Genomic DNA, 24,153 nt, shown 5'->3' with positions numbered 1-24,153 from the left:
CGCGCGCACAACGGCTGCGCGGGGCGTCTGTCTCGTCGAAACGGTAATCCTCTCACAGACCGGGCGAGGCCCGGCGCCCCGCACCCTTCCCACCCTCCGGCGGATCGCCGCCGGAGGCCGCCGTCGCGTGTCCGAAGAAGGAGTCCCGCCGATGAAGAACCGTCGCCCCGCCCATTGGCGCCGTCGCGACCGTCAGCTCTGGGGCGCCCAGCGCGCCCGCCTCGCCCTCATCGCCCGCGGCGAATTGGAGCCGCTGCACGAGCGGGAGCACTACTACCTGTGGGCCCTGCGCGGGCTCGGCCGGGCCAACCCCGCCGACTTCATCCTCCCCGGCGTGCTGTGCGAGGTCGAGCGGTTCCTGCAGAAGGAGGCCGAGCTGCAAACGGCCGCGACACCGCCGCCGAACCCGGCCATCATGCCGGCCGCCGCTCCGCCACCGGAAGACCCGCCATGCCCGCCGACGCCGCCAAAGCCGCCCGCCTCGCCGTCCTGATCGACGCCGAAAACGCCTCGCCGAAGATCGCCGAGGCCCTGTTCACCGAGATCGCCACCCTCGGCGAGGCCAGCGCGCGGCGCATCTACGGCGACTTCGCCTCGGCCCAGATCCAGGGCTGGACCCGGGTGCTGGCCCGCTTCGCCATCCAGCCGCAGCAGAATTTCGCCAACACCAAGGGCAAGAACTCGGGCGACATCGCCCTCGTCATCGACGCCATGGACCTGCTGCACTCGGGCCGCTTCGACGGCTTCTGCCTGGTCTCGTCCGACGCCGACTTCACCCGGCTGGCGTCGCGCATCCGCGAGGAGGGGGTCGACGTCTACGGCTTCGGCGAGCGCAAGACGCCCGAGAGCTTCCGCCAGGCCTGCACCCGCTTCATCTACACCGAGAACCTCGCCGGCCGCGCCGCCGCGCCGGCGGACGAGGGCGAGGGCGAGGCCGGGGAGGCGGCGTCGGGCCGCGGCGGGCGCCGGGCGGCGGCCGTGGCCAGCGCCGGCGTGCGCAAGCCGGTCGAGGCGGCCCGGCTGATCGCCGCCGTCATGGCCGACATGGACGAGGACGAGGCCGGCTGGGTCCAGGCCGGCGGCCTCGCCAACCGCCTGCGCAACGCCTATCCCGACTTCGACCAGCGCACCTACGGCCACGCCAAGCTGTCCGACCTGATCCGCGCCACCGGCCGGTTCGACGTGGAGACCGGCCCCGGCGGCCAGATGCGGGTGCGCGACAAGGCCTAGGGGCGGGGGCTCAGAGCGAGATCACCGTCCGCACCGCCCGCCCCTCGGCCAGATCGTCGAAGGCCGCGTTGATCTCCTCCAGCGCCGCCGTGCCGCTGAGCAGCCGGTCCACCGGCAGCCGGCCCTCGCGGAACAGGCCGACGAAGCGCGGGATGTCCCGCGAGGGCACGCAGGTCCCGATGTACGACCCCTTCAGGGTCCGCTCCTCGGCCACCAGCGAGACGATGTTGACCGCCAGGGCGGCTTCCGGGGGCGGGAGGCCGGCGGTGACCGTGGTCCCGCCGCGCCGCGTCATCTTCCACGCCGCCTCCAGCGCCTTCGCCGAGCCGGCCATCTCCAGCACGACCTCGGCCCCGCCGCCGGTCAGCGCCCGCACCTGCTCCACCGCGTCCGGATCCGCCGCGTTCACCGTCCGCACCGGCCCCAGAGAGCGGGCCAGCGCCAGCTTGTCTTCCGACAGATCGACGGCGACCACCGGGCTCGCCCCGCTCGCCAGCGCCCCCAGCACGCTGGCCAGGCCGACCCCGCCGAGGCCGACCACCGCCACCGATTGCCCGGCCTTCACGCCGGCCGTGTTGACCACCGCCCCTACCCCGGTCAGCACCGCGCAGCCGAACAGGGCCGCGTGCTCGAACGGCAGGTCGTCCGGAACCCGCACCAGCGAGCGCCGCGACACCACCGCCCGCTCCGCGAAGGCCGAACAGCCGAGGTGGTGGTGCAGCGTCTCCCCGCCGAGGTGCAGCCGCCGTCCCCCGCCCAGCAATTCGCCCTTGCCGTTGGCCGCCGCCCCCGGCTCGCACAGGGCCGGCCGCCCGCCGGCGCAGGGGGCGCAATGGCCGCACGAGGGCATGAAGACCATCACCACCCGGTCGCCCGGCTTCAGGTCGCCGACGCCGTCGCCGACCGCCTCCACCTCGCCCGCCGCCTCGTGGCCCAGCGCCATCGGCATCGGTCGCGGCCGGTCGCCGTTGATGACGCTGAGGTCCGAATGGCACAGGCCGGCGGCGCGGATGCGCACCAGCACCTCGTCGCGCCCGGGCGGGTCCAGCGTCACCGTCTCGATCGCCAGCGGCCGGCTGGCGGCGTAGGGGCGGGCGGCGCCCATGGCGCGGAGAACGGCGGCGCGGGTCGTGATCATGCCCGGACGCTAGGCGCTTGACGCCGCGTCCGCCAAGCCCAAGGCTCGATGCAACGACAACAGGGGAGGTTGCGCGTGACCGGAACGATCGAGCGGACGAAGCGCGGCGACTACAGCCGCTTCCAGAGCATCTCCACGCGCTGGATGGACAACGACGTCTACGGCCACGTCAACAACGTGGTCTACTACTCGTGGTTCGACACGGCGGTGAACCGGCTGCTGGTGGTCAACGGCCTGCTCGACATCCACCACGGCCAGACCATCGGCCTGGTGGTCGAGACCGGCTGCCGCTACTTCGCCCCCACCGCCTTCCCCGACGAGATCGAGGCCGGCGTGCGGGTGGCGCACATCGGCACCAGCTCGGTCCGCTACGAGATCGGCCTGTTCCGCAACAAGGAGCCCGAGGCCGCCGCCGTCGGCTACTTCGTCCACGTCTACGTGGACCGCGACACCAAGCGCCCGGCGGCCATCGACGAAAAGATGCGCAGCTTCCTCGAGGGGATGCGCCCCTAGTCGTCCAGCCGGCCCATCAACGTCAGGGCGCCGACCGCGGTCAGCACGCCCAGCGCAAACGCCCCGACCACGGCGCCGGCGGCCACATAGGTCGAGACCGTCATCGGCCGCGCCTCGTACCACTCGACGATGTCGGCGTCGTGCAGGTCCTCGTCGAGGCTGCCCTCGGCCTCGTAGATGGCGTCGTCGACGGTCATGGCGCGCTCCTGTGGTCCGCTGCCGGAATGCCCACGCCCGCGCCGCGTTCCCGCACCGTGACAGCAAGCCGCCCATCGGCTAGACGGCGCGCCTCTCCTTTTCGCCAGACCCAGACATCCCTCATGGCCGGCCATTCCAAGTTCAAGAACATCATGCACCGCAAGGGCCGCGCCGACGCGGTGCGGTCCAAGCTCTTCTCCCGTCTGTCGCGCGAGATCACCGTGGCGGCCAAGTCCGGCCTGCCCGATCCGGCGATGAACCCGCGCCTGCGCCTGGCGGTGAACAACGCCAAGGCCGAGTCGATGCCCAAGGAGAACATCGAGCGCGCCATCAAGAAGGCCTCGGGCGGCGAAATCGACGCCATGGAGGAGATCCGCTACGAGGGCCGCGGCCCCGGCGGGGTGCAGTTCGTGGTCGAGGTGCTGACCGACAACCGCAACCGCGCCGCCTCCGGCGTGCGCTCGGCCTTCACCAAGTACGGCGGCGCGCTGGGCGAGACCGGCTCGGTGACCTTCATGTGGGACCGCGTCGGCCGCATCCACTATCCGGCCGAGGCGGGCTCCGAGGACGCGGTGATGGAGGCGGCGATCGAGGCCGGCGCCCAGGACGTCGAAAGCGACCTGGTCAAGCCCGACATCTACGAGGACGCGCCGGGCCACGTCATCTGGACCGCCTTCGAGGACCTGAACGAGGTGGCCGAGGCCATGTCGAAGGTGCTGGGCGACCCCAAGTCGACGGCCATCGTCTGGAAGCCGCAGTCGACCGTTCCGGTCACCGGCGACCAGGTCGCGACCCTGATGAAGCTGATGGACGCCCTGGACGCCGAGGACGACGTGCAGCAGGTCTATTCGAACGAGGAGATCTCGGACGAGGACGCGGCGAAGTACGCCGGCTGATCCCGTCCGTCGCCGCGGAACGGGGGCGGCGTCGCAACCGTTGCCGCTGCGATGGACCTGACCGCCCTGCCTGACTTCGTCCTGCCGCTCGTCGCCGCCATCATGGCGGGCGGGCTGATCGGGTTCGAACGCGAGTGGCGCGGACGGTCGGCCGGCTTCCGCACCCACATCCTCGTCTGCCTCGCCTCGGCCCTGCTGATGGAGGCGGCGGTGTCCCAGGCCGCCTGGCGCTTCGCCGTCCTGCCGGGCACGGAGATCGTCAGCGATCCGACCCGCATGGCCCACGGGGTCCTGACCGGCATCGGCTTCCTGTGCGCGGGCGTGATCTTCCGCTCCGGCTTCTCCGTCCACGGGCTGACCACAGCGGCCTCGCTGTGGATCACCGCCACCATCGGCCTCCTCTTCGGCGCCGGCCTGTTCCTGCTCGGCCTTGTCGGAGCGGCCCTGACCCTCGCCGTCCTCGCCGGCCTCCGCCTGCTCACCGCCCACCTGCCGCAGAGCCTGGTGGTCGACGCCGAGGTGGTCTGGCGCCGGGAGGCGAGCGCGGCCGAGGACCGCGTCGAGGCCGCCCTCGCCGGGGTCGACCGCCGCGGCCGCGCCGACCGTTTCGAACTGGTCGAGGGCGGCGAGGCCGTGCGCCGCAGCTTTCGCCTGAAGGTCGACAGCGAGCCCGCCCTCCGGGCGCTGGCCGCGCGGCTGCGCAGCATCGACGGCGTCACCGGCTACCGCCTGGATCCGCGCGATGACTGAGCGCGACCATCCGCCTCCGCCCGTCTCGCCGCCGGCGCCTTGATCCCGGCCCGCGCGATCGCATCTTCACAACCGGACTTCAGCAGAACAGGGACTGCCGCCATGAAAGGCTTCATCGCCGACATCGAGACGCTCACCGTCGAGAACACCGACTTCCGACGGGTGCTCTACACCGGCAAATTCCTCCAGCTGGTGCTGATGACCCTCAAGCCGGGCGAGGAGATCGGCTCCGAGGTCCACGAGGACCACGACCAGTTCTTCCGCATCGAAAGCGGCTCGGGCGCGGTGGAGATCGACGGCGTCCGCACCCCGGTCAAGGACGACGACGCCGTCATCGTCCCCGCCGGCGCCCGCCACAATGTGATCAACACCGGCGACGAGCCGCTGATGCTCTACACCCTGTACGGCCCGCCCGATCACCGCGAAGGCGTGGTGCACCGGACCAAGGCCGAGGCCGACGCCTCGGAAGAGCATTTCGACGGAACCACCACCGAGTAGGTCGCCCGCGGCGCGCCGGTCATTGTCCGTTAGCCATCTATCGGGCATGAACGGAACGGATGGCGAACGAAACGACTCGAATCCTCGGTCTCGACCCCGGCCTGCGGCGCACCGGCTGGGGCGTGCTGGCGGCCGAGGGTTCGCGCCTGCGCTGGATCGCCCACGGCGTCGTCGCCCCGCCGGAGAAGGCCCCGTTCAGCCAGCGGCTGCTGTTCCTGCTCGAGGCGGTGGCGGAGGTCTGCGCCGCCCACGCCTGCGACGAGGCGGCGATCGAGGAGGTCTTCGTCAACATGAACCCGGCCTCGACCCTCAAGCTGGGGCACGCCCGGGCCGCGGTCATGCTGGCCCCGGCCCGCTGCGGCCTGACGGTCGCCGAGTACGCCCCCAACCTGATCAAGAAGGCGGTGGTCGGCGGCGGCCACGCCGACAAGACCCAGATCGCCTTCATGGTGAAGCGCCTGCTGCCGGCGGCCGGGGACGTCACGGCTGACGCCGCCGACGCCCTGGCCGTGGCCATCACCCACGCCCAGCTGCGCCGGCGCGCCCTGCTCGCGGGGGCCGCATGATCGGCCGGCTGAGAGGGCTGCTGGCCGAGGTCGAGCCGGACCACTGCCTGGTGGACTGCGCCGGCGTCGGCTACGTCGTCGCCTGCGGGGCGCGCACCCTTGGCCGGCTGCCGGCCCCGGGCGACGAGGCCACCCTGTTCATCGAGAGCACCTGGAGCGCCGAGAGCGGACCGCGCCTCTACGGCTTCCTGTCCCGCGACGAGCGCCGCGCCTTCACCACCCTGCTGACCATCCAGGGCGTCGGCCCCAAGGCGGCGCTGTCGGTGCTCGACGTGCTGCCGCCGGGCGAGCTGGCCGCCGCCGTGGCCCGCGAGGACAAGGCCGCCGTGGCCCGCGCCAACGGCGTCGGCCCCAAGCTGGCCCTGCGCATCGTCACCGAACTGAAGGGCAAGCCGCTGGGCGAGCCGTCCTTCACGCCCTCGGCCCCCGGCGTGCACGTCGAGCCGGCCGCGCCGGTCCCCAGCCTCACCGGCGAGGCGGTCTCGGCCCTGCTCGGCCTCGGCGTCGCCGAGGTCAACGCCCGCCGCGCCGTCGACCAGGCCCTGATCCGCCTCGGCGACGACGCCGACCTCTCCGCCGTGATCCGGGCCGCCCTGCAGGAGCTGGGTCGGTGAGGGGGTGGCGAGTGAAGAGTGAGCGACGGGGTGAGCAAAGGCGTGAGCCGCTCCTCCCGGGGCGGGGCGCTGACCGGCTCACCTCTTGCTCACCAGCACTTTTCACCCTTGAGGCGGCCTCCCGACGCAGGAACGGCCGATGACCGACGACCGCATCATCTCCGCCGAGCCGGCCCCCGGCGAGGCCTACGACCGCGCCCTGCGGCCGCAGACCCTGTCCGAGTTCGTCGGCCAGGAGCAGGCCCGCGGCAACCTCAAGGTCTTCATCGACGCCGCCCGCGCCCGGTCCGAGGCGCTGGACCACGTCCTGCTGTTCGGCCCGCCGGGCCTCGGCAAGACCACCCTGGCCCAGATCGTCTCCCGCGAGCTCGGCGTCGGCTTCCGCGCCACCTCCGGCCCGATCCTCGCCAAGGCCGGCGACCTCGCCGCCATCCTGACCAACCTCGAGCCGCGCGACGTCCTGTTCATCGACGAGATCCACCGGCTGAACCCGCAGGTGGAGGAGATCCTCTATCCGGCCATGGAGGATCACGTCCTCGACCTGATCATCGGCGAGGGCCCCTCGGCCCGCTCGGTGCGAATCGACCTGGCGCCCTTCACCCTCGTCGGCGCCACCACCCGCGCCGGCCTGCTGGCCACGCCCCTGCGCGACCGTTTCGGCATTCCGCTGCGGCTGGAGTTCTACACGCCCGAGGAGCTGACCCGGGTGGTCATGGGCGCGGCCCGCAAGATGGGCGCGCCGATCACCGAGGAAGGGGCGCTGGAGATCGCCGCCCGCGCCCGCGGCACCCCGCGCGTGGCCGGCCGCCTGCTGCGCCGGGTGCGCGACTTCGCCGACGCCGAGGGGGCCGCCTCCATCGACAGGCTCGCCGCCGCCCGCGCCCTCAGCCGACTGGAGGTGGACGAGGCCGGGCTGGACAGCCTCGACCGCCGCTTCCTGCGCGCCCTGATCGAGAACTACGGCGGCGGCCCGGTCGGCATGGACACCCTCGCCGCCGCCATCGCCGAGGCGCGCGACGCGGTCGAGGACGTCATCGAGCCCTTCCTGCTGCAGCAGGGCTTCATCCAGCGCACCCCGCGCGGCCGCATGGCCTGCGCCCGGGCGTACAGCCACCTCGGACTGACCGAGCCGCCGCGCGCGCCGCAGGCGGGGGACCTGTTCGCGGGGAAGTAGGCTTCACCCGCGTCCCGAAGCCCGGCATGTTCGGCCCGTGACCCGCCGCCTCTCCACCGATCGCCTGATCCTCGTCCTCGGCTTCGCCGTGCTGGCGCTGGGCGCCCTGATCCTGTGGCTGGTCAGCCGCAACGCCTTCGCCCCGTCCGACCCCACGCCCGAGCAGCGCGCCGCCGCCCAGGTGCGCGACATCCTCGGTCCGGACGCCCGCGTGCGCTACACCGAGGCTGGCCGCCGCCTGGCCGTCTGCGGCTATGTCGAGCATGAGGGCCGCACCGTCGCCTTCATCTCCCGGCCGAACCGGCTGATGCTGTCGACCGACCCGTTGCGCAGCGAATACGAACAGATGCAGGCCGACTTCTGCCCCGGCTTCCTCACCCGCCCGTCGGGGAGCGCCCGTCCATGACCGACCGTCCCACCGCCGGCCGCTTCGAGGGCCGCGAGCACCGTCTGCCAGTCCGCGTCTACTACGAGGACACCGACTTCACCGGCCTCGTCTACCACGCCAATTACGTCCGCTACCTTGAGCGCGGCCGCTCCGACGCCCTGCGCCTGATGGGGGTCGGGCACGCCGAGCTGCTGGACGGCGACCAGCCCATGGCCTTCGTCGTCTCGAAGCTGGAGCTGCGCTATCTGAAGCCGGCCCGCATCGACGACGAGCTGGTGGTCCGCACCCGCTACCGCGCGGTGAAGGGGCCGCGCCTGCTCATCGACCAGGAGGTGGTGCGCGGCGACGACGTGCTGTGCCGGGCCGAGGTCGAGGCCGTCTGCATCCACCTGGACGGCCGCCCGCGACGTCCCACGGCCCTGCTCGTGGAGCGCGTGCGGCCGTGGCTGACGGGCGAGGACTGAGCCGTTCGCCCACCCTGTCACGTGCAGACAGTCGACCGCCCCGTCGCCGCCCGCTAGAGCACGCCGGAACCGCCACATATCCGCCACCTCCGTCCGCTGCACAGGGCGGGCAAGTCGGAAGGACGCCGAATGACCGAAGCCTCGATTCTCAACCCCGTGACCCTGTTCATGGAGGCGGACATCGTCGTGAAGGCGGTGATGGTCGGGCTGGCCGTCGCCTCGCTGTGGTCGTGGGCCGTGATCATCGACAAGGCGGTGCGCTTCGCCGCCCTCAACCGCACCGCCGCCGCCTTCGAGGACGAGGTCGGCTCCGGCCGTCCGCTGGAGGAGATCGCCCAGCGCGCCGGACCGAATCCGCCCCATCCGCTGCCGCGCATGCTGGTCATCGCCCTGTCGGACTGGCGCGAGGCGCGCACCCGCGGCCCGCTGACGGAAGGGCAGGGCGCCATGCTGATGGCCCGGATCGACCGGGCGCTGGACAGCCTGATCGCCCGCGAAGGCCAGCGCATCGAGAACGGCCTGGGCGTGCTGTCGGTGGTCGCCACCTCCTCGCCCTTCATCGGCCTGTTCGGGACCGTCTGGGGGATCATGAACGCCTTCGGCCGCATCGCCGAGGCGGGGAACACCAACCTGACCACCGTGGCCCCGGCCATCGCCGAGGCCCTGTTCGCCACCGCCATCGGCCTCGCCGCCGCCATTCCGGCCTACATCGCCTACAACAAGTTCTCGATCGACGCGGGCAAGTTCACCGGCCGGCTGGAGAGCTTCGCCGACGACCTGCAGGCCGCCGTCGCCCGTCGCCTGGGCTCCGCCCCGGCCGACGCCCGTCGGGAGGTCTGAGCCATGGCCCTCGGAGGCGCCGCCGGCGGCGGCGGACATGTGCGCGGCCGACGCCGGGCCCGGCGGCGTCCGCTCAGCGAGATCAACGTCACCCCGCTGGTCGACGTCATGCTGGTGCTGCTGATCATCTTCATGATCTCGGCCCCCCTGCTGACCACCGGGGTGGAGGTCGAGCTGCCGAAGACCGAGGCCAGCGCGGTGGACACCGACAGCGAGCCGGTCACCGTCTCGATCGACCGCAACGGGGCCATCTTCGTCGGCGAGGGCGAGGTCGAGTGGGAGCAGCTGCTGATCCGCGTCGCCCAGGAAGGCGGCGAGGGCGCCCGCGAGCGGCCGGTCTTCATCCGGGCCGACGGTCGCGCCCCCTACCAGGCCGTGGCCCGCGTGATGGCGCGCCTGTCCGGCGGCGGCTTCAGCAAGCTGAACCTGATCACCGACACCTCCGGATCGACGGCGGAGGGCTGATCGCTTGGACCGCCCCGGCGCCGCCCTTGTCGGATCCCTTCTCGTCCACGGCCTGATCGTGGGCGCGCTGGCGGTCGGCGTGCTGTTCCGGCCTGAACGCCAGCCGCTGGACGTGACCTCGGCCGTGCCGGTCTCCATCGTCTCGGACACCATGGTCATCGAGGCGGCGGCGGCGGACAATCCGTCCGAGGAGCTGGTCACCGAGGATGCGGCCACGGCCCCGGTCGAGGCGCCGCCGGAGCCGACGCCGCCCGAGCCCACGCCGCCGCCGCCGACCCCGCGGCCGACCCCGACCCCGCGGCCCACGCCGCGTCCGGAACCGACGCCGCCGCGCCGGCCGGCCCCGACTCCCGAGAAGGCGCGTCCCCGGCCGACGCCGCCTCAGCCCCGTCCCACGCCGCCGCGTCCGCAGCCCAACCCGCCGCGCGAACAGGGCCTCGATCTCGACGCCCTCGCCGGTCCGCCGCGGCCCTCGACCCGACCCGGCCAGCGGCCCGCCACCGGCCAGCAGGGTCGGGGCTCCGCCCCGCAGGCGGTCGGCCGCGCCTCGCTGCAGGCGCTGGCGGCGCAGGTGACGCCGCACTGGACCGTCAACTGCGACCTGCCCGGGGCCGACCAGCTGACCATCGGCGTCCGGGTCACCCTCGACGAAAGCGGCCGCATCGTCGGCTCGCCCCGGCTGACCCAGAGCCGCAGCGATCCGGCCTGGCGGGCCGCTTCGGACGGCGTCCTGCGCGCCATCCGCGCCGCCGCCCCGTTCGACATGCCCTCGGGATATGAGCAGCAGGAAATCCCGTTCTCCTTCCGCACCGCCACCATGTGCGGCGGCGGCTGACGAAATCCGACGGAGCCCGCCCGGAGCCTGAAAGTCGCCGCATTCGCGCCCAAGCTGGCGTCTGCGACGGGGGCGGGCCACAGTGGCCTGACACCGATCTGGAGGTACTCGATGCGTCTGACCCTTCTTCTGGCCTCGGCCGCCGCGCTCGCGCTCGCCGGTCCGTCGGCGGTCGCCGCCCAGGAGCCGCAGCCGCAGCAGGAAGAGGTCGTGGTCGACCAGGGCGTGCTGCGTCCCCTGCCCATCGCCGTGGTCAACTTCACTGGCCAGAACGGGGCCGAGCTGTCGGGCGTGATCCGTGACGACCTGCGCCGCTCCGGCTACTTCGAGCCGCTGGACCCGGGCAGCTTCGTCGAGACCGGCCTGACCCTGGCCAACGCCCCCAACTTCCCGCAGTGGACCTCGATCGGCGCCCAGGCGGTCCTCTACGGCGCCGTCACCCCCCGCGCCGACAACCGCAACGACTACGGCTTCCGCCTCTACGACCCCTACCGCCAGTGCCAGCTGGTCTCGTGGCAGTTCACCGCCACCGCCGAGCAGTGGCGCCGCATCGGCCACAAGATCGCCGACCTCGTCTACCAGCGCATGACCGGGGAGACCGGCTTCTTCGACAGCCGCGTCGTCTTCGTCTCGGAAAGCGGCACCCAGCTGAACCGCCTGTCGCGCCTCGCGATCTCCGACCAGGACGGCTACAACCCCGTCTATCTCACCCAGGGCGACGAGATCATCATGTCGCCCCGCTTCTCGATGAGCGACCCCAACGAGATCACCTATGTGGCGCTGGGGCGGGACTACAGCCGCATCTACCTGTTCAACCTGTCGACCGGACGGCGCGAGAGCCTCGGCGAGTTCGACGGCCAGGTGCTGGCCCCGCGCTTCTCCAACGATGGGTCCAGGCTCGCCTTCTCGATCATCCGAGGCGGCAACACCGACATCTACGTGATGGACCTCGCCAGCCGGCAGCTGCGCCGCCTGACCTCGGACCCGGGCATCGACACCTCGCCCTCCTTCAGCCCCGACGGCTCGCAGATCGTCTTCACCTCGGACCGTTCGGGCACGGCGCGCCTCTACACCATGCGCGCCGACGGCTCCGGCCAGCGTCCGATCAGCCGCGGCGGCGGCGTCTACACCGCCCCCGCCTGGAGCCCGCGCGGCGACCTGATCGCCTTCACCAAACAGTCCGGCGGCCGCTTCTCGACCGGCGTGATGCGCCCCGACGGCTCGGGCGAGCGCATCCTGTCGTCCAGCTACTTCGAGGAAGGCCCCTCCTGGGCCCCCAACGGCCGCTACATCATGTTCGCGCGCCAGGCGCCGGGCGGCGAGACCCGTCTGTGGACCGTCGACCTGTCCGGCCGGGTGGTCAGCCAGGCCGGCTACCCCGGGCGCGGCTCCGACCCGGCGTGGTCGCCGCTGCTCGACGAACAGCCCGCCCGAATGGCCGCCACCGGCCCCGACGCATGTCCGGCCTGACCCGGGGGCGGAGCCTCCGCCCTCAAACCTGCGTTATCGCGACTGGCGAACCCGCTGGCGTGACAGTACCGAACCTTTACAGCCAGGCTGAGGGGCCAATGGCCCCGGCCCCCAGGAGTTGACCCCATGATGAAGCCCTCGACCCTCGTCCGACTTCTCGCCGTCGGCGCCGCCGCGACGGCCTTCGCCGCCTGCACCCCGCGGCCCGCCGCCGACTCCGCCGCCGGCGGCGAGCTTCCGCCGTCGAACAACAATCCCCAGTACCCCGGCGCCGGCGCCGGCAATGTGGACGGCGGCGCCCTGGGCGCGGCCGCGCCGGGCTCCGAGCAGGACTTCGTCGTCAACGTCGGCGACCGGGTCTACTTCGACCTCGACAGCTACCAGATCCGCCCGGAGGCCTATCCGCGCCTCGACGCCCAGGTGGCCTGGCTGCAGCGCTATCCGAACGTGACCGTCCGCATCGAGGGCAACGCCGACGAACGCGGCACCCGCGAGTACAACCTCGCCCTCGGCGCGCGCCGCGCCGAATCGGTCCGCACCTACCTCGTCGAGCGCGGCGTCAACGCCGCCCGCATCGACACCATCAGCTACGGCAAGGAACGGCCGATCGCCGCCGGCTCCAACGAGGAGGCCTGGGCCCGCAACCGCAACGCCCACACCGCCATCGTCTCCGGCGCCGTGCGCTGATCGCCCGACCCGGCGAACCTGAAAGGCGTACGCCCCGCGCGGACGCCTTTTTCGTTTCCGGCGCGGGCGGCGCTGGCTAGAAGGGCGAGGGAAAGGGGGCTTTCGCATGAGCATGGAGGACGCCGGCGCCGCGGTCAGCGCGGGGCTTGTCGCCGCGACCCTCGAGCGGCCGTCGGGAAGCGCCGGCGAGCATCAGGGAACCTGCTCCGACTGCGGCGCCCACGCCCCGGGGAAGTTCTGCGCCGAGTGCGGCCAGCCGACCCATGTCCACCGCACCCTGCTGCACCTCGGCGAGGAGCTGCTGCACGGGGTCATGCATTTCGACGCCCGCATCTGGCGCACCCTGCCGCTGCTGGCGCTCAACCCCGGCCGCCTGACCCGCGAATGGGTGCAGGGGGCCCGCACCCGCTACGTCTCGCCGCTGGCGCTGTTCCTGTTCACGATCTTCGTCACCTTCTTCATCCTCAGCTTCGTGCGCATGCCCGAACCGGTGATGAGCCTCGCCGGCCGGCAGGCCGCCGCCGAGGTCGCCCTGGACGAGGCCGCCGCCGAGGCCGAGCAGGCCCGCCAGCGGGTGGTCGCGCTCGAAAGCGAGGCGACGCCCGAACCGGGCGCGCTGGCCGAGGCGCGCGCCGCCCTGCAGGAGGCCGCCGCCGAGCGCGACGAACGGGTCGCCGACCTCGAACGGCTGACCGCCGCGGCGGGCCCCGACCAGCGCGGCGACGGCCTGGCTCCGGGCAGCTGGCAGGCGGGGCTCAAGGACTGGGCGGCGGGCATCTACCAGTCGGAAAACGCCGGCCCCACGGCGAAGAAGATGGCCAGGAAGCTCCAGAACCCGGACCTCGCCGTCTACAAGCTGCAGCAGACGCTCTACAAATTCGCCTTCCTTCTGGTGCCGCTGTCGATCCCCTTCATGGCGGTCCTGTTCCTGCACCACCGCCGGGTCAGCCTGTACGACCACGGCGTCTTCGTCCTCTACTCGCTGACCTTCATGGCCCTGCTGGGCCTGGTCGTCTCAGGCCTGCTGATGATCAACGGCTGGCTGGGCGGGCTGGCCTGGATGGCGTCCTGCTTCCTCGTTCCGGCCCACATCTTCGCCCAGCTGAAGGGCGCCTATTCGCTCTCCTGGTTCTCCGCCCTGTGGCGGTTCGTCTTCCTCGTCCTGTTCTGCAACATCGTCCTCGGCCTGTTCCTGTGGGCCGTGATCTGGCTCGGCCTGGGCGTCTGACGCCTTGCGACGGCCGCAAATCGGTGGGACCACAACACCCATGCTGAAGCTCCCTTCCACCTTCCGCTCGCGCAAGATGACGGCCGCCGCCCTGGGCGTGCTGCTGGTCGGCGGGGGCACGGTCGTCGTCGCCCAGACCGCCCCGATGGAGCCGATCCAGTGGGACCGTCGCCGGCTCGAGCAGCTGGACCGCAACGTCCGCCGCCTCGAGCGCGCCGTGACCCAGCGCAACGCCGCCGGCCAGCCGGTGCTGGTCGAGCCGGATCCCGAGGTCGTCGCCCTGCAGGGCCGGGTCGGGATCATGGACCGCCGGCTCGAGGACCTCGAAAACACCGTCCGCCGGGTCAACGCCGACCTCGAGCGGCTGACCTTCGCCCTCGACGAGGCCACGCGCGACAACGCCGCCCTCGGGACCCGGCTGCGCGACGCCGAGGGCCGGGTGCGGGCGCTGGAGGCCGCCGCCGAGCGCGAGGCCGAGCTCAACTCGCCCATCCCCACCACCTCGCCCACCGGCGACCCGGCCCGCGACCTCGCCGCCGCCGTGCGTCTCGCCGCTGCAGACCCGGCCCGCGGCGACCGCGCCCTGCAGACGGTCATCGCCGCCTGGCCCGACACGCCGCAGGCGCGCGAGGCGCACAGCCGCCTCGGCGATCTCCGCGTCTCGGCCGGCGACCACGCCGGCGCCGTCTCGGCCTACGCCTCGGCCCTGCAGGGCTGGCCGACGACCCCCTGGGCCGCCGCCACGACGCTGGAGCTGGCCGCGGCCCTCCACGAGACCGACCGCAAGACCCAGGCCTGCGGCGCCCTGACCGAGTTCGCCAACCGCTACGCCGAAGGCGCGAGCGCGGCCCTCCGGACCCGCGCCGAGGGCCTGCGCACGCGGTTCGAGTGCCCGGCGGCGCGCCCGCGGAGAGCCGGCTGACCGACTCCGCCCCGGACTGGCGGGCCGCGGCCGGAGCCGTCCTCGACGCCCGGCTGGAGCCCCGGGTCGACCGTCCGGTCGTCCTCGGCCTGTCCGGGGGCGGCGATTCCATGGCCCTGCTGCGCCTCGCCGCCGACTGGGCCCGCCGCCGCGACCGGCCCCTGCTGGCCCTGACCGTCGACCATGGCCTGCACCCCGACAGCGCGCGCTGGACCGCCTTCGCGGGCGAGGCCGCGCGCGCCGCCGGGGCCGATTGGCGGCCGCTGCGCTGGACCGGTCCCCGGCCGGCGGCCGGCCTGCCCGCCGCCGCCCGCGCCGCCCGGCACCGTCTGCTCGCCGACGCCGCCCGGGCCGCCGGGGGCCGGGTGATCCTGCTCGCCCACACCGCCGACGACGTTCGCGAGGGCGAGGCCATGCGCGACGCGGGCTCGACCCTCGGCCGCCTGCGCGAGTGGGCCCCGTCGCCGGTCTGGCCCGAGGGCCGCGGCCTGATGCTGCTGCGGCCGCTGCTCGCCGTCGGCCGCGGGGCGCTGCGCGCCTGGCTGGAGGCGGCGGGGATCGGCTGGCTCGAGGACCCGGCCAACGCCGACCTGCGCTTCGCCCGCGCCCGCGCCCGCCGCGCCCTCTCGGTCGCGCCGGACCGGGCGCCGACTCCCGCCGCGCCCGGCCCGACGCACGGCGTCCGGGCGGTGGGCGACGATCTCGTCCGGCTGGATCGCGACGCCTCCGCCCGGGCCCTCGCCGCCGCCCTCGTCTGCGCCGGCGGCGGCGAGCGTCCGCCCCGCGCCGACCGTCTCGCCGCCCTGCAGGCGCGACTGCGGGCCGGGGAGGATTTCGCCGCCGTCCTCGCCGGCGCCCGGCTGGAGGCGGCGGGCGACGGCGTCCTCGTCGGCCGCGAGCCCGGCGAGCTGCGCCGCCGCGCCGCCGCGCCGACGCCCCTTCCGCCGGGCCGGCCGACGGTCTGGGACGGCCGCTGGCTGCTCACCGCGGCGGAGCCCGGCTGGTCGGCCGTCCCCGCGGCGGGCCTCAGGGCGCGGCTGTCGCCCGCCGACCGCGCCGCCCTGCAGGCGCTCCCCGCCGGCTTCCGCGGGGCCCGCCCTGTGCTGATCCGGAACGATCCGCCTGCGGCGGTTCTTGCAGGGGAGGGGGCGAAGGCGCAGGCCCTGGTCGCAGAGCGGCTGGCGCGGGCGCTGGACCGAATGACGCACGAAGGCGATCGGGACGCGGTCTTTCATGGCGCGCCGCCCCGGAAGCACCTATTTTCGGGCGCTGACATCATGAACGAGGGGCCGTTTCCGCGCCCCGAGGACCCGAGACGAGAATGAACCTGCGTAACATGGCCATCCTCGGCGCCATCCTCCTGGGCGCCATGGCGGTCTACGTCGCCGTCGCCCGCGGCGGCGGCCCCGTGGTCGCGCCGGGCGACAAGGCCGCGGCCGAGCGTCCCCAGCGCATGAACTACTCCCAACTCATCGCCGCCCGCGACGCCGGGACCATCGAGGCGATCGAGGTGCGCAACCAGAACATCACCGGCCAGCTCGAGAACGGCTCCCGCTTCACGGCCATCACCCAGATGCCGAACAGCGAGCTGATCGAGTCGATCCGCGCCTCGGGCGCCACCGTCGAGGTCGCCGACACCACCCAGCGCTGGTGGGTCGGGGCCCTGATCACCCTGCTGCCCTTCATCCTGATCATCGGCCTGTGGATCCTGATCATGCGCCAGATGCAGGGCGGGGCTCGCGGGGCCATGGGCTTCGGCAAGTCCAAGGCCAAGCTGCTGACCGAGCACAAGGGCCGCAAGACCTTCGACGACGTCGCCGGCGTCGACGAGGCCAAGGAGGAGCTGCAGGAGGTCGTCGACTTCCTCAAGGATCCGGCCAAGTTCCAGCGCCTCGGCGGCAAAATCCCCAAGGGCGCCCTGCTGGTCGGCCCTCCCGGCACCGGCAAGACCCTGCTGGCCCGCGCCGTGGCCGGCGAGGCCGGCGTGCCCTTCTTCTCGATCTCCGGCTCGGACTTCGTCGAGATGTTCGTCGGCGTCGGCGCCAGCCGCGTCCGCGACATGTTCGAACAGGCCAAGAAGAACGCCCCCTGCATCATCTTCATCGACGAGATCGACGCCGTCGGCCGTCACCGCGGCGCCGGCCTCGGCGGCGGCAATGACGAGCGCGAGCAGACCCTCAACCAGCTGCTGGTCGAGATGGACGGCTTCGAGTCCAACGAGGGCATCATCCTGATCGCCGCCACCAACCGGCCCGACGTGCTGGATCCGGCCCTGCTGCGTCCGGGCCGCTTCGACCGTCAGGTGGTGGTGCCCAATCCGGACGTCTCGGGCCGCGAGAAGATTCTCCGCGTCCACATGAAGGACGTGCCCCTGGCCGCCGACGTCAACGTCAAGACCATCGCCCGCGGCACCCCGGGCTTCTCCGGCGCCGACCTCGCCAACCTCGTCAACGAGGCGGCCCTGATGGCGGCCCGCAAGGACCGTCGCATGGTCACCCACCGCGACTTCGAGGACGCCAAGGACAAGGTCATGATGGGCGCCGAGCGCAAGTCGATGGCCATGAACGAGGAGGAGAAGCGCCTCACCGCCTATCACGAGGCCGGCCACGCCATCGTCGCCATGAACGTCAAGATGGCCGACCCGGTGCACAAGGCCACCATCGTCCCGCGCGGCCGGGCGCTGGGCATGGTCATGCAGCTGCCGGAAGGCGACCGCTACTCGATGAAGTACCAGCAGATGGTCGACCGCATCGCCATCATGGCCGGCGGCCGCGTGGCCGAGGAGCTGATCTTCGGCAAGGAGAACATCACCTCCGGCGCCAGCTCCGACATCGAGCAGGCCACCAAGCTGGCCCGCGCCATGGTCACCCGCTGGGGCTTCTCCGAGAAGCTCGGCACCGTCGCCTATGGCGAGAACCAGGAAGAGGTCTTCCTCGGCCACTCGGTCGCGCGCAGCCAGAACGTCTCCGAGGAGACCGCCCGGATCATCGACGAGGAGGTCAAGCGCATCGTCACCTCCGGCTGGAACGAGGCCCGGCGCATCCTCACCGAAAAGGCCGAGGACCACGAGAAGCTGTCCCAGGCCCTGCTCGAGTACGAGACCCTGTCGGGCGAGGAGATCAAGGACCTGCTGGAGAAGGGCGTCGCCCCGAACCGCGACGAGAACAACTTCCCCAACGCCGGCCCCTCCGTCTCCGTGCCCATCACCCCGGTCTCCGACGGCACGACCGTGGAACAGCCGACCGTCCACTGACCCGGCCGCCGGCCGCGCCCCCTCCACCATCCTCCGCTGCGCTGCGGATGGTCCCCCTCCCCCTGCGGGGGAGGAATGGAAGTCGCCACTGCAGTTCCTCCCCCGCAGGGGGAGGGGGACCATCCGCAGCGCAGCGGAGGATGGTGGAGGGGGTGAACACCGGCCCGTGCTCAGGCGAGACCCCGAACCTCTGCGATGAAGCGCTCGAAACTCATCAAGCGGGGCCGGACGGCCTCCGGATACTTGCTCATGAGCGTCGACGGAACGACCAGCCGGAGACCCGCCGCCTCCATCTCGGCGAACTGGTTGTGAGACACGCCTTCCTGCAGGGTCAGGAGGTGTTTGGTCGGCAGCCGGTCCGCCTCGTTCAGGACCTGCCGCCAGCGGTCGCGCGCCGTCGTCTTGGCGGCCAGCATGCGCAGCCGGGCGACCGGCCATGCGGGGTCACGATAGGCGGCTGCGGAGGGGAACAGGAAGTCGGGCTTCTTCTCCCCCTCGGAACGCGCGCCGTGATCGAAGTCCCGCCCCTCGACCAGGCCTTCTTCCAGGAGAATCTCCCTGGCGTGCAACTCCAGGGACCTCCCTGATCTCGACTTCCGCCTCTGGAGGATAGTCTGGGCGAGGGTGAGGAAATCGTCGATCGACCTGAAGCCCTCGGCGATTCTGGGCTCTTCCCTCGCTCGCTCCACCGACTGGAACAACTCGAACTCGCAACGTCGTCGCCGAAGAAGGCGGTCATCGGGGCTTTCCCTCCGGAGCGGTCTGAGTTCGACCGTCTTGTGCACGATCTCCGCGGCCTTCGGGAAATCCGCCAGCCAGGCTGCAGGCAGTTCCTCCCGCGAGAGCGCACAGCTGAATGGCGGCGTATCAGGAGAAAAGAGACCTGACGCCGTCCCCGGACGCCAGACCACTGACTTCCCCGGATCTACGGGGCCGACGAGATCTTCGAAGACCTCGTCCTCGTACCCTTGGCATACCCAGACGTGCAGGGAGGGGGCCCCGTCTCGCGCGCCGCATTCCTCGAACACGAACGCCGCAAGCGCGCCGGTGCTGTCCGGATCAAGGAGGGCCGACGCTCCGCCTCCCCAGCCGGTAATGCGGGTCTCGTCTCGCGTGCCCCCGCGGAGCCGATTGTTGTACCAGATTGCGGTGACTTCCCGAGCTTCTGGATGGGAGTCCACCCAAACCCGAATCCTTGAACGTGGATTTGGCGCCCCGCGCTCATGCAGCCCCGGCACGACGTCGAAGAGCAACTCTTTCGGAAAGTAGGGCCCGGCCTGGTGAGCACCGTTCGCCAATGTGTCGTTCGCGGAGAGCCTCTTCAGGTACCAAGTGTTTCCCGGCCGGGCGAACTCGGCGATCCAGTCAGGAAGGCTGGTGACGGGCATATTCAGCTTTCGATCGCGAGTGTTCGAAGATCAGATCTGATCCAAAGCTCAAGCTCCCCGGAAACCTCGTCAAGCGGTCGACGCTCTCGCCCCTTGAGCGCGCACTCCCAAACCACCGCCACCCGCCAACCGGCTTCCGCCAGCGCCCTCTCCGCCGCCGCGTCCACAGTGCGGTTGCGCTCGATCTTGGCCCGCCAGAATTCCGGGCGGGTGCCGGGCCACTTGAACAGGTGACAGTCGTGGCCGTGCCAGAAGCAGCCATGGACGAAGATCACCGCGCGATGCTTCGGCAGGCAGATGTCCGGCTTGCCGGGCAGGTCGCAGTGCAGGCGATAGCGGAAGCCGCGGGCGTGGAGCGCCTTGCGGATCAGCAGTTCCGGTTTCGTGTTCTTGCCCCGGATGCCGGACATCATCCGGCTGCGCGTCGCCGGGTCGACGACGTCAGCCAACCGCCGCCTTCGGCCGTTTTCCGAGAGCGGCGAGGAGGTGCGGCTTCATGTGTTCGGCGACGGCTTTCACGGCCGGCACCACAACAGAATTTCCGAACTGGCGATAGGCCTGGGTGTCGGACACCGGGATGATGAAGTCGGCTCCGCGCGGAGAATCGAAGCCCATCAGGCGGGCGCATTCCCGAGGCGTCAGACGGCGGGGGTTCTTGCCGTCCTCCTGCTTCACGAGGATTTCGGAGCCGTCCTTGAAGTAGCGGGCGGACAGGGTGCGCGCCACGTCGTCAGGACCGACCAAACCGAAGCCGAAGCCGTTGCCGGCGGCCTGGTGCTTCTCCTTGTACCGCTGGAGATAGTCCCAGAGGTGGTCGGTCAGGGTGTACTTGTCGGCGACCCGACCGGAGTTGCCGACGGTGAAGCGCTGGTCCGGAATTTCGCTCTCGTCGCCTTCACGGTGCAGGATTTCGCCGAGCCTGGGCGCGGCGTCCGGAAGCTTCAGGTCAGAGAACCGGAAGCCCTGGTCCTCGCGGAAGCCGACGATGAAGATCCGCTCCCGATGCTGGGGCGTCCAGTGGCGGCCGTCGATAATGCGGAAGTCGATGGTGTAGCCCAGTTCCCGGGTGAGCACGTCCTTGATGGTCTGGAAGGTCCGGCCCTTGTCGTGGCCGACGAGGTTGCGGACATTCTCCAGCAGGAAGGCCGCCGGGCGGTGGTGGGCGATGATGCGCGCCACGTCGAAGAACAGGGTGCCTTGGGTCGCGTCGGCGAAACCGTGGGCGCGGCCCAAGGCGTTCTTCTTGGAGACACCGGCGATGGAGAATGGCTGACAGGGGAAGCCGGCGAGCAGGACGTCGTGCGCCGGGATGTCGGCGGCGTCGACCTGGCGGATGTCGCCGTTGATCTCGTGGTCATCGTCCGGGAAGTTCGCCCGGTAGGTCTTCTGGCTGTACTTGTCCCACTCGGACGTGAAGACGCAGCGGCCGCCGATGAACTCGAAGCCCAGGCGCAGTCCGCCGATGCCCGCGAACAGGTCGATGAAGGTGAAATCAGCGGGCGGCTGATCCTTGCCGCCCCGCACCAGGGTAAGCGCCGGCTGCACGGCGGGCGCCGGCCCCGGGATCAGGCCGCGCTCCACCGCCATGTCGGCCATGGCCTGGCCGGCCTGTTTCACCATAAGGGCATACTCCGACACGGTGATTCCGCGGCTCCGAGCGTGGCAGACTGGGGAGATTCTGCCAGGAGAACAAGGCGCGAACAACGCGCTTCCTACCGGCAGTAGGCCGCCCTCTCCCGCTTCAACCCGGCCGATCTGAGGCGCCTAGCCCCTACCTCACCTTCACCCCGACCCCGTCGTCGCCGCCGGGCGGGCTCACCGCGACCTCGAAGGCCTCGCCGGCGAACTGCAGGCCGCGGATGGCGCGGTGGACGAGGGCGACGACCTCGTCGGCGGGGCGGTCGGTGCGGACGTCGAGGCGCCAGCCGGTCTGCGGGGTTCCGGTCCAGCGGGCGCGGGACAGCCAGGCGACGGCGTCCCCGACCCCGGCGAGGCCGTCCTGGATGCGGCCGATCAGGTTGTGCGGACGCTCGGCCTCGGCGACGTCGGAGAGCTCGACCGGGCCGGCGGGGGCGGGCGACCAGGTCTCGTCGGCGGGAAGGTGGCCGAGCAGGGCCTCGATCTGGTCGGGGTTGAGCAGCAGGCCCTTGCCGCCGTCCGGGTTGAGCAGGATCACCGCCTTGCGCAGGACCTGCAGCAGGTTGCGGCCCTTCATGGCGAGGATGCGGGCCTCGGGGCCGAACATGGCGGTGGCGCGGCGCGGGTCGGTGAACAGGGTGACGGTGTCGCGGCCGTCGTTGAGGGTGACGCCGCGCAGGATCAGCTGCTCGCCGGCGCGCAGCACCTTGGGCCCGTCGTCGCCCGGCGTGGAGCCGGGGCCGCCGCCGTCGGGCACGGCGTAGAGGTCGGCCTCGAGCATCAGCCGCTCGAACACGCCCATCTTCGTGTGATCGGCCAGCCCCTCGTACAGCGCCAGCTCCAGCGGGTTCATCGGATTGTCGGTGAAGCGCAGCGGTTCGGGGGCGGCGGCGGGGGCGTCGGTCATGGCGGGCTCGCGAAAAACGGTCCGACACAGGAGCGGAGCGGGGGCGCGGCGTCAACGGCGCGGGCGCTCTACAGTATTTCCGCGACAAGCGTGACAGCAAATCGCAAGCGGTACTGTCGGAACAGGGAGGAGGGCGAGCTGTTGACCCGGCGCATGCGCGGTTTGCGCATCTTCAACTCAGCCGCCGAGGACAACAACGATGTATTACACCGATAAACTTCTTCAATACCCGGTGCGGGTCGAGCGGCCGGACCCGGTGTTCGCGCGGGCGCTGCAGCAGGCGATCGGCGGGGTCGAGGGGGAGATCCGGGTGTGCCTGCAGTACTTCTTCCAGGCGTGGGGCAATCGCGGGCCGAGCAAGTACCGCGACCTGCTGCTGAACACGGCGACCGAGGAGATCGCCCACATCGAGATGCTGGCCACGGCGGTGGCGCTGAACCTCGAGGGGGCGCCGCTGTCGATCCAGGAGGACATCTCGAACGACACGGCCGGGGGCTCGGTGCTGAACGGCATGGACATGCGCCATGTGCTGTCGGCCGGGCTGGCGGCCCTGCCGAGCGACGCCAACGGGGTGCCGTTCGACTGCAGCCACGTCTACGCCTCGGGCAATACGGCGGCGGACATGATGGCCAATGTGACGGCGGAGGCGACCGGGCGGGCGCTGGCGGCGCGGCTGTACAACATGACCGGCGACCCGGGCATGAAGGACATGCTGTCCTACCTGATCGCGCGCGACACCTATCACCAGCAGCAGTTCCTGGCGGTGATCGAGGAGATGGGCGGGATGGCGGCCAACCTGCCGATCCCGGACAGCACGCCGGAGGACCACCAGAACAGCGAGTTCGCCTATGTGCAGCTGGGCTTCAACCGGGACGGCTCGCCGCCGCCGCAGGGGCGCTGGTCCGAGGGGCCGTCGCTGGACGGCAAGGCCGAGTTCAGCGCGCGGCCGATGGAGCCGCTGGGCCAGGAGCCGAAGCTGGCCCCGCCGCGGCCGGACGCCGGGGCGCAGCGGGCGCAGATGTCGGAGGGGATGACCGAGCCCGGCATGCTGAAGCCGCGCGAGCCCGCCCCGGGCGGGCACGGGCTGATGGGCAAGGTGAAGGACGTCCTGTCCTGACGCGGCGGCCGAGGTCGGGGGCGGCGGATCGCCGCCCCCGCGCCCGTCGGCTCAGCTCAGGACGATGATCGACACGCGCCGGTTCTGGGCGCGGCCCTCCGGGGTGTCGTTCGAGGCCACCGGGGCGGTCTCGCCGTAGGAGATGGTGGCCATGCGGTTGAGGGCGACGCCCTGGCGGCTGAGCGCGCGGCGCACCGCCTCGGCCCGGGCCTCGCCCAGCTCCTCGTTGTAGGCCTCGTCGCCGGCGGCGTCGGTGTGGCCCTGAATCTCGAGGTAGACGTTGCGGTTCTCGGCGCGCAGGCGCTGGGCCAGCTCGGCGAGGCGCTGCTCGGCCTCGGGGGACAGGGCGTGGCGGTCGGTGGGGAATTTCACCGAGTCGTCGGACAGCACCATCTCGTAGAGGAATTTGCCCTCGGCCAGCTTGTGGGCGGCGTTGGCGCGTTCGAGGGCCTGGCCGGCGAGGCCTTCCACGCCGGTGACGCGGGTGTCGACGACGGCGACCTGGTCGCGCACGAAGCGGTGGCTGGCGCAGCCGCTGGCGACGACGCCGACGGCGAGCAGGGCGCCGAGGGCGGCGGCGGTGGACAGTCTGGTTCTGGTCAAGGAAGTCTTCTCCGTCTTCGGGACGCCACTCCCGGATATCCCCGAGCCCTCAGTCAGCTTTGCCGAAACGGCGAAGTCATGACGCGGTTGCATCCGGAATTCGTCAGCCTGGCCGTAGCAGAGGCGGAACGCTGATCTGCGGCGGGGTCGGTCCGGGGCGCCACGATGCTGACGCGAGGCGCGGCTCAACATGGGAGCCATGGAGTTCGACCGGGACAGGGCGGCAAACCCCGGCCGCGGGCGGGGCCGCCGGCGCGGCCTGGCGGCGGCGGCGCTGAGCGTGGGCGCCCACCTCGCCCTGCTGCCGGCGCTGGTGGCGGCGACGCACGAGGCGGCGCCCCCCGCGCCGGCAGCAGGGCGAGGTGGGCGCC

Annotated in this window: 28 protein-coding genes; 21 read left to right on the top strand and 7 right to left on the bottom strand. The window is 71.9% G+C overall.

Annotated features, from left to right (window positions below):
• Positions 1-151 precede the first annotated feature (151 nt).
• Both H2038_RS14005 and H2038_RS14000 read left to right on the top strand, forming a co-directional pair.
• The gene (locus H2038_RS14005) at positions 152-493 is read left to right on the top strand and encodes a hypothetical protein (protein ID WP_292114488.1); all 342 of its coding nucleotides are present in this window, start codon (positions 152-154) and stop codon (positions 491-493) included.
• A complete protein-coding gene (locus tag H2038_RS14000; RefSeq protein ID WP_292114483.1) occupies positions 451-1,230 on the top strand; it encodes an NYN domain-containing protein in 780 nt (259 codons plus the stop codon). The genes H2038_RS14005 and H2038_RS14000 overlap by 43 nt, the downstream gene beginning before the upstream one ends.
• Positions 1,231-1,240: 10 nt before the next feature.
• On the opposite strand, the gene H2038_RS13995 is transcribed toward H2038_RS14000, so the two are convergent.
• Positions 1,241-2,368: a zinc-dependent alcohol dehydrogenase family protein gene (locus H2038_RS13995; RefSeq protein ID WP_292114480.1), complete on the bottom strand. Its 1,128-nt coding sequence runs from the start codon at positions 2,366-2,368 to the stop codon at positions 1,241-1,243.
• Positions 2,369-2,443: 75 nt separating this feature from the next.
• Between H2038_RS13995 and H2038_RS13990 the strand changes: the two genes are divergently transcribed.
• Positions 2,444-2,881, top strand: a complete 438-nt coding sequence (locus tag H2038_RS13990) for a thioesterase family protein (protein ID WP_292114478.1) — start codon at positions 2,444-2,446, stop codon at positions 2,879-2,881.
• On the opposite strand, the gene H2038_RS13985 is transcribed toward H2038_RS13990, so the two are convergent.
• Positions 2,878-3,078 carry a hypothetical protein gene (locus H2038_RS13985; RefSeq protein ID WP_292114475.1) on the bottom strand — a complete coding sequence of 67 codons (201 nt, stop codon included), beginning with the start codon at positions 3,076-3,078 and terminating at the stop codon, positions 2,878-2,880. The two genes, H2038_RS13990 and H2038_RS13985, sit on opposite strands and share 4 nt — an antisense overlap.
• Positions 3,079-3,201: 123 nt before the next feature.
• Here H2038_RS13985 and H2038_RS13980 point away from each other — a divergent pair, with 123 nt between their 5' ends.
• The 17 genes from H2038_RS13980 (at position 3,202) to ftsH (ending at position 18,129) form a co-directional block, all read left to right on the top strand.
• Complete coding sequence (locus H2038_RS13980) at positions 3,202-3,975, top strand: YebC/PmpR family DNA-binding transcriptional regulator (protein WP_292114473.1); 774 nt, start codon at positions 3,202-3,204, stop codon at positions 3,973-3,975.
• A 51-nt stretch (positions 3,976-4,026) separates the two neighbouring features.
• The gene (locus tag H2038_RS13975; protein ID WP_292114471.1) at positions 4,027-4,725 is read left to right on the top strand and encodes an MgtC/SapB family protein; all 699 of its coding nucleotides are present in this window, start codon (positions 4,027-4,029) and stop codon (positions 4,723-4,725) included.
• Between the two features lie 102 nt (positions 4,726-4,827).
• Positions 4,828-5,223 (top strand): cupin domain-containing protein, encoded by a 396-nt coding sequence (locus H2038_RS13970; RefSeq protein WP_292114468.1) that lies wholly within the window; start codon positions 4,828-4,830, stop codon positions 5,221-5,223.
• A 59-nt stretch (positions 5,224-5,282) separates the two neighbouring features.
• Positions 5,283-5,789, top strand: coding sequence for a crossover junction endodeoxyribonuclease RuvC (gene ruvC / locus H2038_RS13965; RefSeq protein ID WP_292114465.1), 507 nt, complete (start codon positions 5,283-5,285; stop codon positions 5,787-5,789).
• On the top strand, positions 5,786-6,403 hold the full coding sequence (ruvA, locus tag H2038_RS13960) for a Holliday junction branch migration protein RuvA (protein ID WP_292114463.1): 618 nt from the start codon (positions 5,786-5,788) through the stop codon (positions 6,401-6,403). Before ruvC ends, ruvA begins: the two co-directional genes overlap by 4 nt.
• Before the next feature lie 139 nt (positions 6,404-6,542).
• Positions 6,543-7,577, top strand: a complete 1,035-nt coding sequence (gene ruvB / locus H2038_RS13955; protein ID WP_292114460.1) for a Holliday junction branch migration DNA helicase RuvB — start codon at positions 6,543-6,545, stop codon at positions 7,575-7,577.
• A 37-nt stretch (positions 7,578-7,614) separates the two neighbouring features.
• Positions 7,615-7,983, top strand: a complete 369-nt coding sequence (locus tag H2038_RS13950) for a hypothetical protein (RefSeq protein ID WP_292114456.1) — start codon at positions 7,615-7,617, stop codon at positions 7,981-7,983.
• Positions 7,980-8,429 (top strand): tol-pal system-associated acyl-CoA thioesterase, encoded by a 450-nt coding sequence (ybgC, locus tag H2038_RS13945; RefSeq protein WP_292114453.1) that lies wholly within the window; start codon positions 7,980-7,982, stop codon positions 8,427-8,429. Before H2038_RS13950 ends, ybgC begins: the two co-directional genes overlap by 4 nt.
• Positions 8,430-8,558: 129 nt before the next feature.
• Positions 8,559-9,269, top strand: coding sequence for a protein TolQ (tolQ, locus tag H2038_RS13940; RefSeq protein ID WP_292114450.1), 711 nt, complete (start codon positions 8,559-8,561; stop codon positions 9,267-9,269).
• A gap of 3 nt (positions 9,270-9,272) precedes the next feature.
• Entirely contained in the window at positions 9,273-9,734 is a 462-nt protein-coding gene (locus H2038_RS13935; RefSeq protein ID WP_292114447.1) for an ExbD/TolR family protein, read from the top strand.
• Between the two features lie 4 nt (positions 9,735-9,738).
• The gene (locus H2038_RS13930) at positions 9,739-10,569 is read left to right on the top strand and encodes a TonB C-terminal domain-containing protein (RefSeq protein WP_292114444.1); all 831 of its coding nucleotides are present in this window, start codon (positions 9,739-9,741) and stop codon (positions 10,567-10,569) included.
• A 111-nt stretch (positions 10,570-10,680) separates the two neighbouring features.
• A complete protein-coding gene (gene tolB / locus H2038_RS13925) occupies positions 10,681-12,039 on the top strand; it encodes a Tol-Pal system beta propeller repeat protein TolB (protein WP_292114442.1) in 1,359 nt (452 codons plus the stop codon).
• 129 nt (positions 12,040-12,168) lie between these two features.
• Positions 12,169-12,726 (top strand): peptidoglycan-associated lipoprotein Pal, encoded by a 558-nt coding sequence (gene pal, locus H2038_RS13920; RefSeq protein WP_292114493.1) that lies wholly within the window; start codon positions 12,169-12,171, stop codon positions 12,724-12,726.
• A gap of 106 nt (positions 12,727-12,832) precedes the next feature.
• Positions 12,833-13,954 (top strand): DUF3667 domain-containing protein, encoded by a 1,122-nt coding sequence (locus H2038_RS13915; RefSeq protein WP_292114440.1) that lies wholly within the window; start codon positions 12,833-12,835, stop codon positions 13,952-13,954.
• A 40-nt stretch (positions 13,955-13,994) separates the two neighbouring features.
• A complete protein-coding gene (locus H2038_RS13910; RefSeq protein ID WP_292114439.1) occupies positions 13,995-14,876 on the top strand; it encodes a tetratricopeptide repeat protein in 882 nt (293 codons plus the stop codon).
• On the top strand, positions 14,843-16,201 hold the full coding sequence (tilS, locus tag H2038_RS13905) for a tRNA lysidine(34) synthetase TilS (protein ID WP_292114437.1): 1,359 nt from the start codon (positions 14,843-14,845) through the stop codon (positions 16,199-16,201). The genes H2038_RS13910 and tilS overlap by 34 nt, the downstream gene beginning before the upstream one ends.
• Before the next feature lie 44 nt (positions 16,202-16,245).
• Positions 16,246-18,129 carry an ATP-dependent zinc metalloprotease FtsH gene (gene ftsH / locus H2038_RS13900; RefSeq protein ID WP_292114490.1) on the top strand — a complete coding sequence of 628 codons (1,884 nt, stop codon included), beginning with the start codon at positions 16,246-16,248 and terminating at the stop codon, positions 18,127-18,129.
• A 170-nt stretch (positions 18,130-18,299) separates the two neighbouring features.
• On the opposite strand, the gene H2038_RS13895 is transcribed toward ftsH, so the two are convergent.
• From H2038_RS13895 to H2038_RS13880, 4 genes are all read right to left on the bottom strand, one after another.
• Positions 18,300-19,517 (bottom strand): type II restriction endonuclease, encoded by a 1,218-nt coding sequence (locus H2038_RS13895; protein WP_292114435.1) that lies wholly within the window; start codon positions 19,515-19,517, stop codon positions 18,300-18,302.
• Positions 19,518-19,519: 2 nt separating this feature from the next.
• A complete protein-coding gene (locus H2038_RS13890; protein ID WP_292114432.1) occupies positions 19,520-19,966 on the bottom strand; it encodes a very short patch repair endonuclease in 447 nt (148 codons plus the stop codon).
• On the bottom strand, positions 19,959-21,137 hold the full coding sequence (gene dcm, locus H2038_RS13885) for a DNA (cytosine-5-)-methyltransferase (protein WP_292114429.1): 1,179 nt from the start codon (positions 21,135-21,137) through the stop codon (positions 19,959-19,961). Before dcm ends, H2038_RS13890 begins: the two co-directional genes overlap by 8 nt.
• Positions 21,138-21,288: 151 nt before the next feature.
• Positions 21,289-22,062, bottom strand: a complete 774-nt coding sequence (locus H2038_RS13880) for an SseB family protein (RefSeq protein WP_292114427.1) — start codon at positions 22,060-22,062, stop codon at positions 21,289-21,291.
• A 199-nt stretch (positions 22,063-22,261) separates the two neighbouring features.
• Here H2038_RS13880 and H2038_RS13875 point away from each other — a divergent pair, with 199 nt between their 5' ends.
• A complete protein-coding gene (locus H2038_RS13875; RefSeq protein WP_292114424.1) occupies positions 22,262-23,179 on the top strand; it encodes a manganese catalase family protein in 918 nt (305 codons plus the stop codon).
• Between the two features lie 51 nt (positions 23,180-23,230).
• Here H2038_RS13875 and H2038_RS13870 read toward each other — a convergent pair whose 3' ends face one another.
• Entirely contained in the window at positions 23,231-23,782 is a 552-nt protein-coding gene (locus H2038_RS13870) for an OmpA family protein (protein ID WP_292114421.1), read from the bottom strand.
• Positions 23,783-24,153 lie beyond the last annotated feature (371 nt).

Origin of the sequence: Brevundimonas sp., from assembly GCF_013912005.1 — a bacterium.
Lineage (GTDB): Bacteria > Pseudomonadota > Alphaproteobacteria > Caulobacterales > Caulobacteraceae > Brevundimonas.
Note: the sequence above shows the minus strand (reverse complement) of the source record. Positions and strands in the feature narration are given on the sequence as shown.

Bases quoted from the DNA above. Each gene is read 5' to 3' on its own strand.
- ruvB (WP_292114460.1), top strand. From the start codon at position 6,543: ATGACCGACGACCGCATCATCTCCGCCGAGCCGGCCCCCGGCGAGGCC.
- ruvC (WP_292114465.1), top strand. From the start codon at position 5,283: ATGGCGAACGAAACGACTCGAATCCTCGGTCTCGACCCCGGCCTGCGG.
- ybgC (WP_292114453.1), top strand. From the start codon at position 7,980: ATGACCGACCGTCCCACCGCCGGCCGCTTCGAGGGCCGCGAGCACCGT.
- H2038_RS13995 (WP_292114480.1), bottom strand. From the start codon at position 2,368: ATGATCACGACCCGCGCCGCCGTTCTCCGCGCCATGGGCGCCGCCCGC.
- H2038_RS13880 (WP_292114427.1), bottom strand. From the start codon at position 22,062: ATGACCGACGCCCCCGCCGCCGCCCCCGAACCGCTGCGCTTCACCGAC.
- H2038_RS13895 (WP_292114435.1), bottom strand. From the start codon at position 19,517: ATGCCCGTCACCAGCCTTCCTGACTGGATCGCCGAGTTCGCCCGGCCG.
- H2038_RS14005 (WP_292114488.1), top strand. From the start codon at position 152: ATGAAGAACCGTCGCCCCGCCCATTGGCGCCGTCGCGACCGTCAGCTC.
- H2038_RS13875 (WP_292114424.1), top strand. From the start codon at position 22,262: ATGTATTACACCGATAAACTTCTTCAATACCCGGTGCGGGTCGAGCGG.
- ftsH (WP_292114490.1), top strand. From the start codon at position 16,246: ATGGCGGTCTACGTCGCCGTCGCCCGCGGCGGCGGCCCCGTGGTCGCG.
- H2038_RS13935 (WP_292114447.1), top strand. From the start codon at position 9,273: ATGGCCCTCGGAGGCGCCGCCGGCGGCGGCGGACATGTGCGCGGCCGA.
- H2038_RS13910 (WP_292114439.1), top strand. From the start codon at position 13,995: ATGCTGAAGCTCCCTTCCACCTTCCGCTCGCGCAAGATGACGGCCGCC.
- H2038_RS14000 (WP_292114483.1), top strand. From the start codon at position 451: ATGCCCGCCGACGCCGCCAAAGCCGCCCGCCTCGCCGTCCTGATCGAC.
- H2038_RS13985 (WP_292114475.1), bottom strand. From the start codon at position 3,078: ATGACCGTCGACGACGCCATCTACGAGGCCGAGGGCAGCCTCGACGAG.
- tolQ (WP_292114450.1), top strand. From the start codon at position 8,559: ATGACCGAAGCCTCGATTCTCAACCCCGTGACCCTGTTCATGGAGGCG.
- ruvA (WP_292114463.1), top strand. From the start codon at position 5,786: ATGATCGGCCGGCTGAGAGGGCTGCTGGCCGAGGTCGAGCCGGACCAC.
- H2038_RS13970 (WP_292114468.1), top strand. From the start codon at position 4,828: ATGAAAGGCTTCATCGCCGACATCGAGACGCTCACCGTCGAGAACACC.
- dcm (WP_292114429.1), bottom strand. From the start codon at position 21,137: ATGGTGAAACAGGCCGGCCAGGCCATGGCCGACATGGCGGTGGAGCGC.
- H2038_RS13980 (WP_292114473.1), top strand. From the start codon at position 3,202: ATGGCCGGCCATTCCAAGTTCAAGAACATCATGCACCGCAAGGGCCGC.
- H2038_RS13915 (WP_292114440.1), top strand. From the start codon at position 12,833: ATGAGCATGGAGGACGCCGGCGCCGCGGTCAGCGCGGGGCTTGTCGCC.
- tolB (WP_292114442.1), top strand. From the start codon at position 10,681: ATGCGTCTGACCCTTCTTCTGGCCTCGGCCGCCGCGCTCGCGCTCGCC.
- pal (WP_292114493.1), top strand. From the start codon at position 12,169: ATGAAGCCCTCGACCCTCGTCCGACTTCTCGCCGTCGGCGCCGCCGCG.
- H2038_RS13975 (WP_292114471.1), top strand. From the start codon at position 4,027: ATGGACCTGACCGCCCTGCCTGACTTCGTCCTGCCGCTCGTCGCCGCC.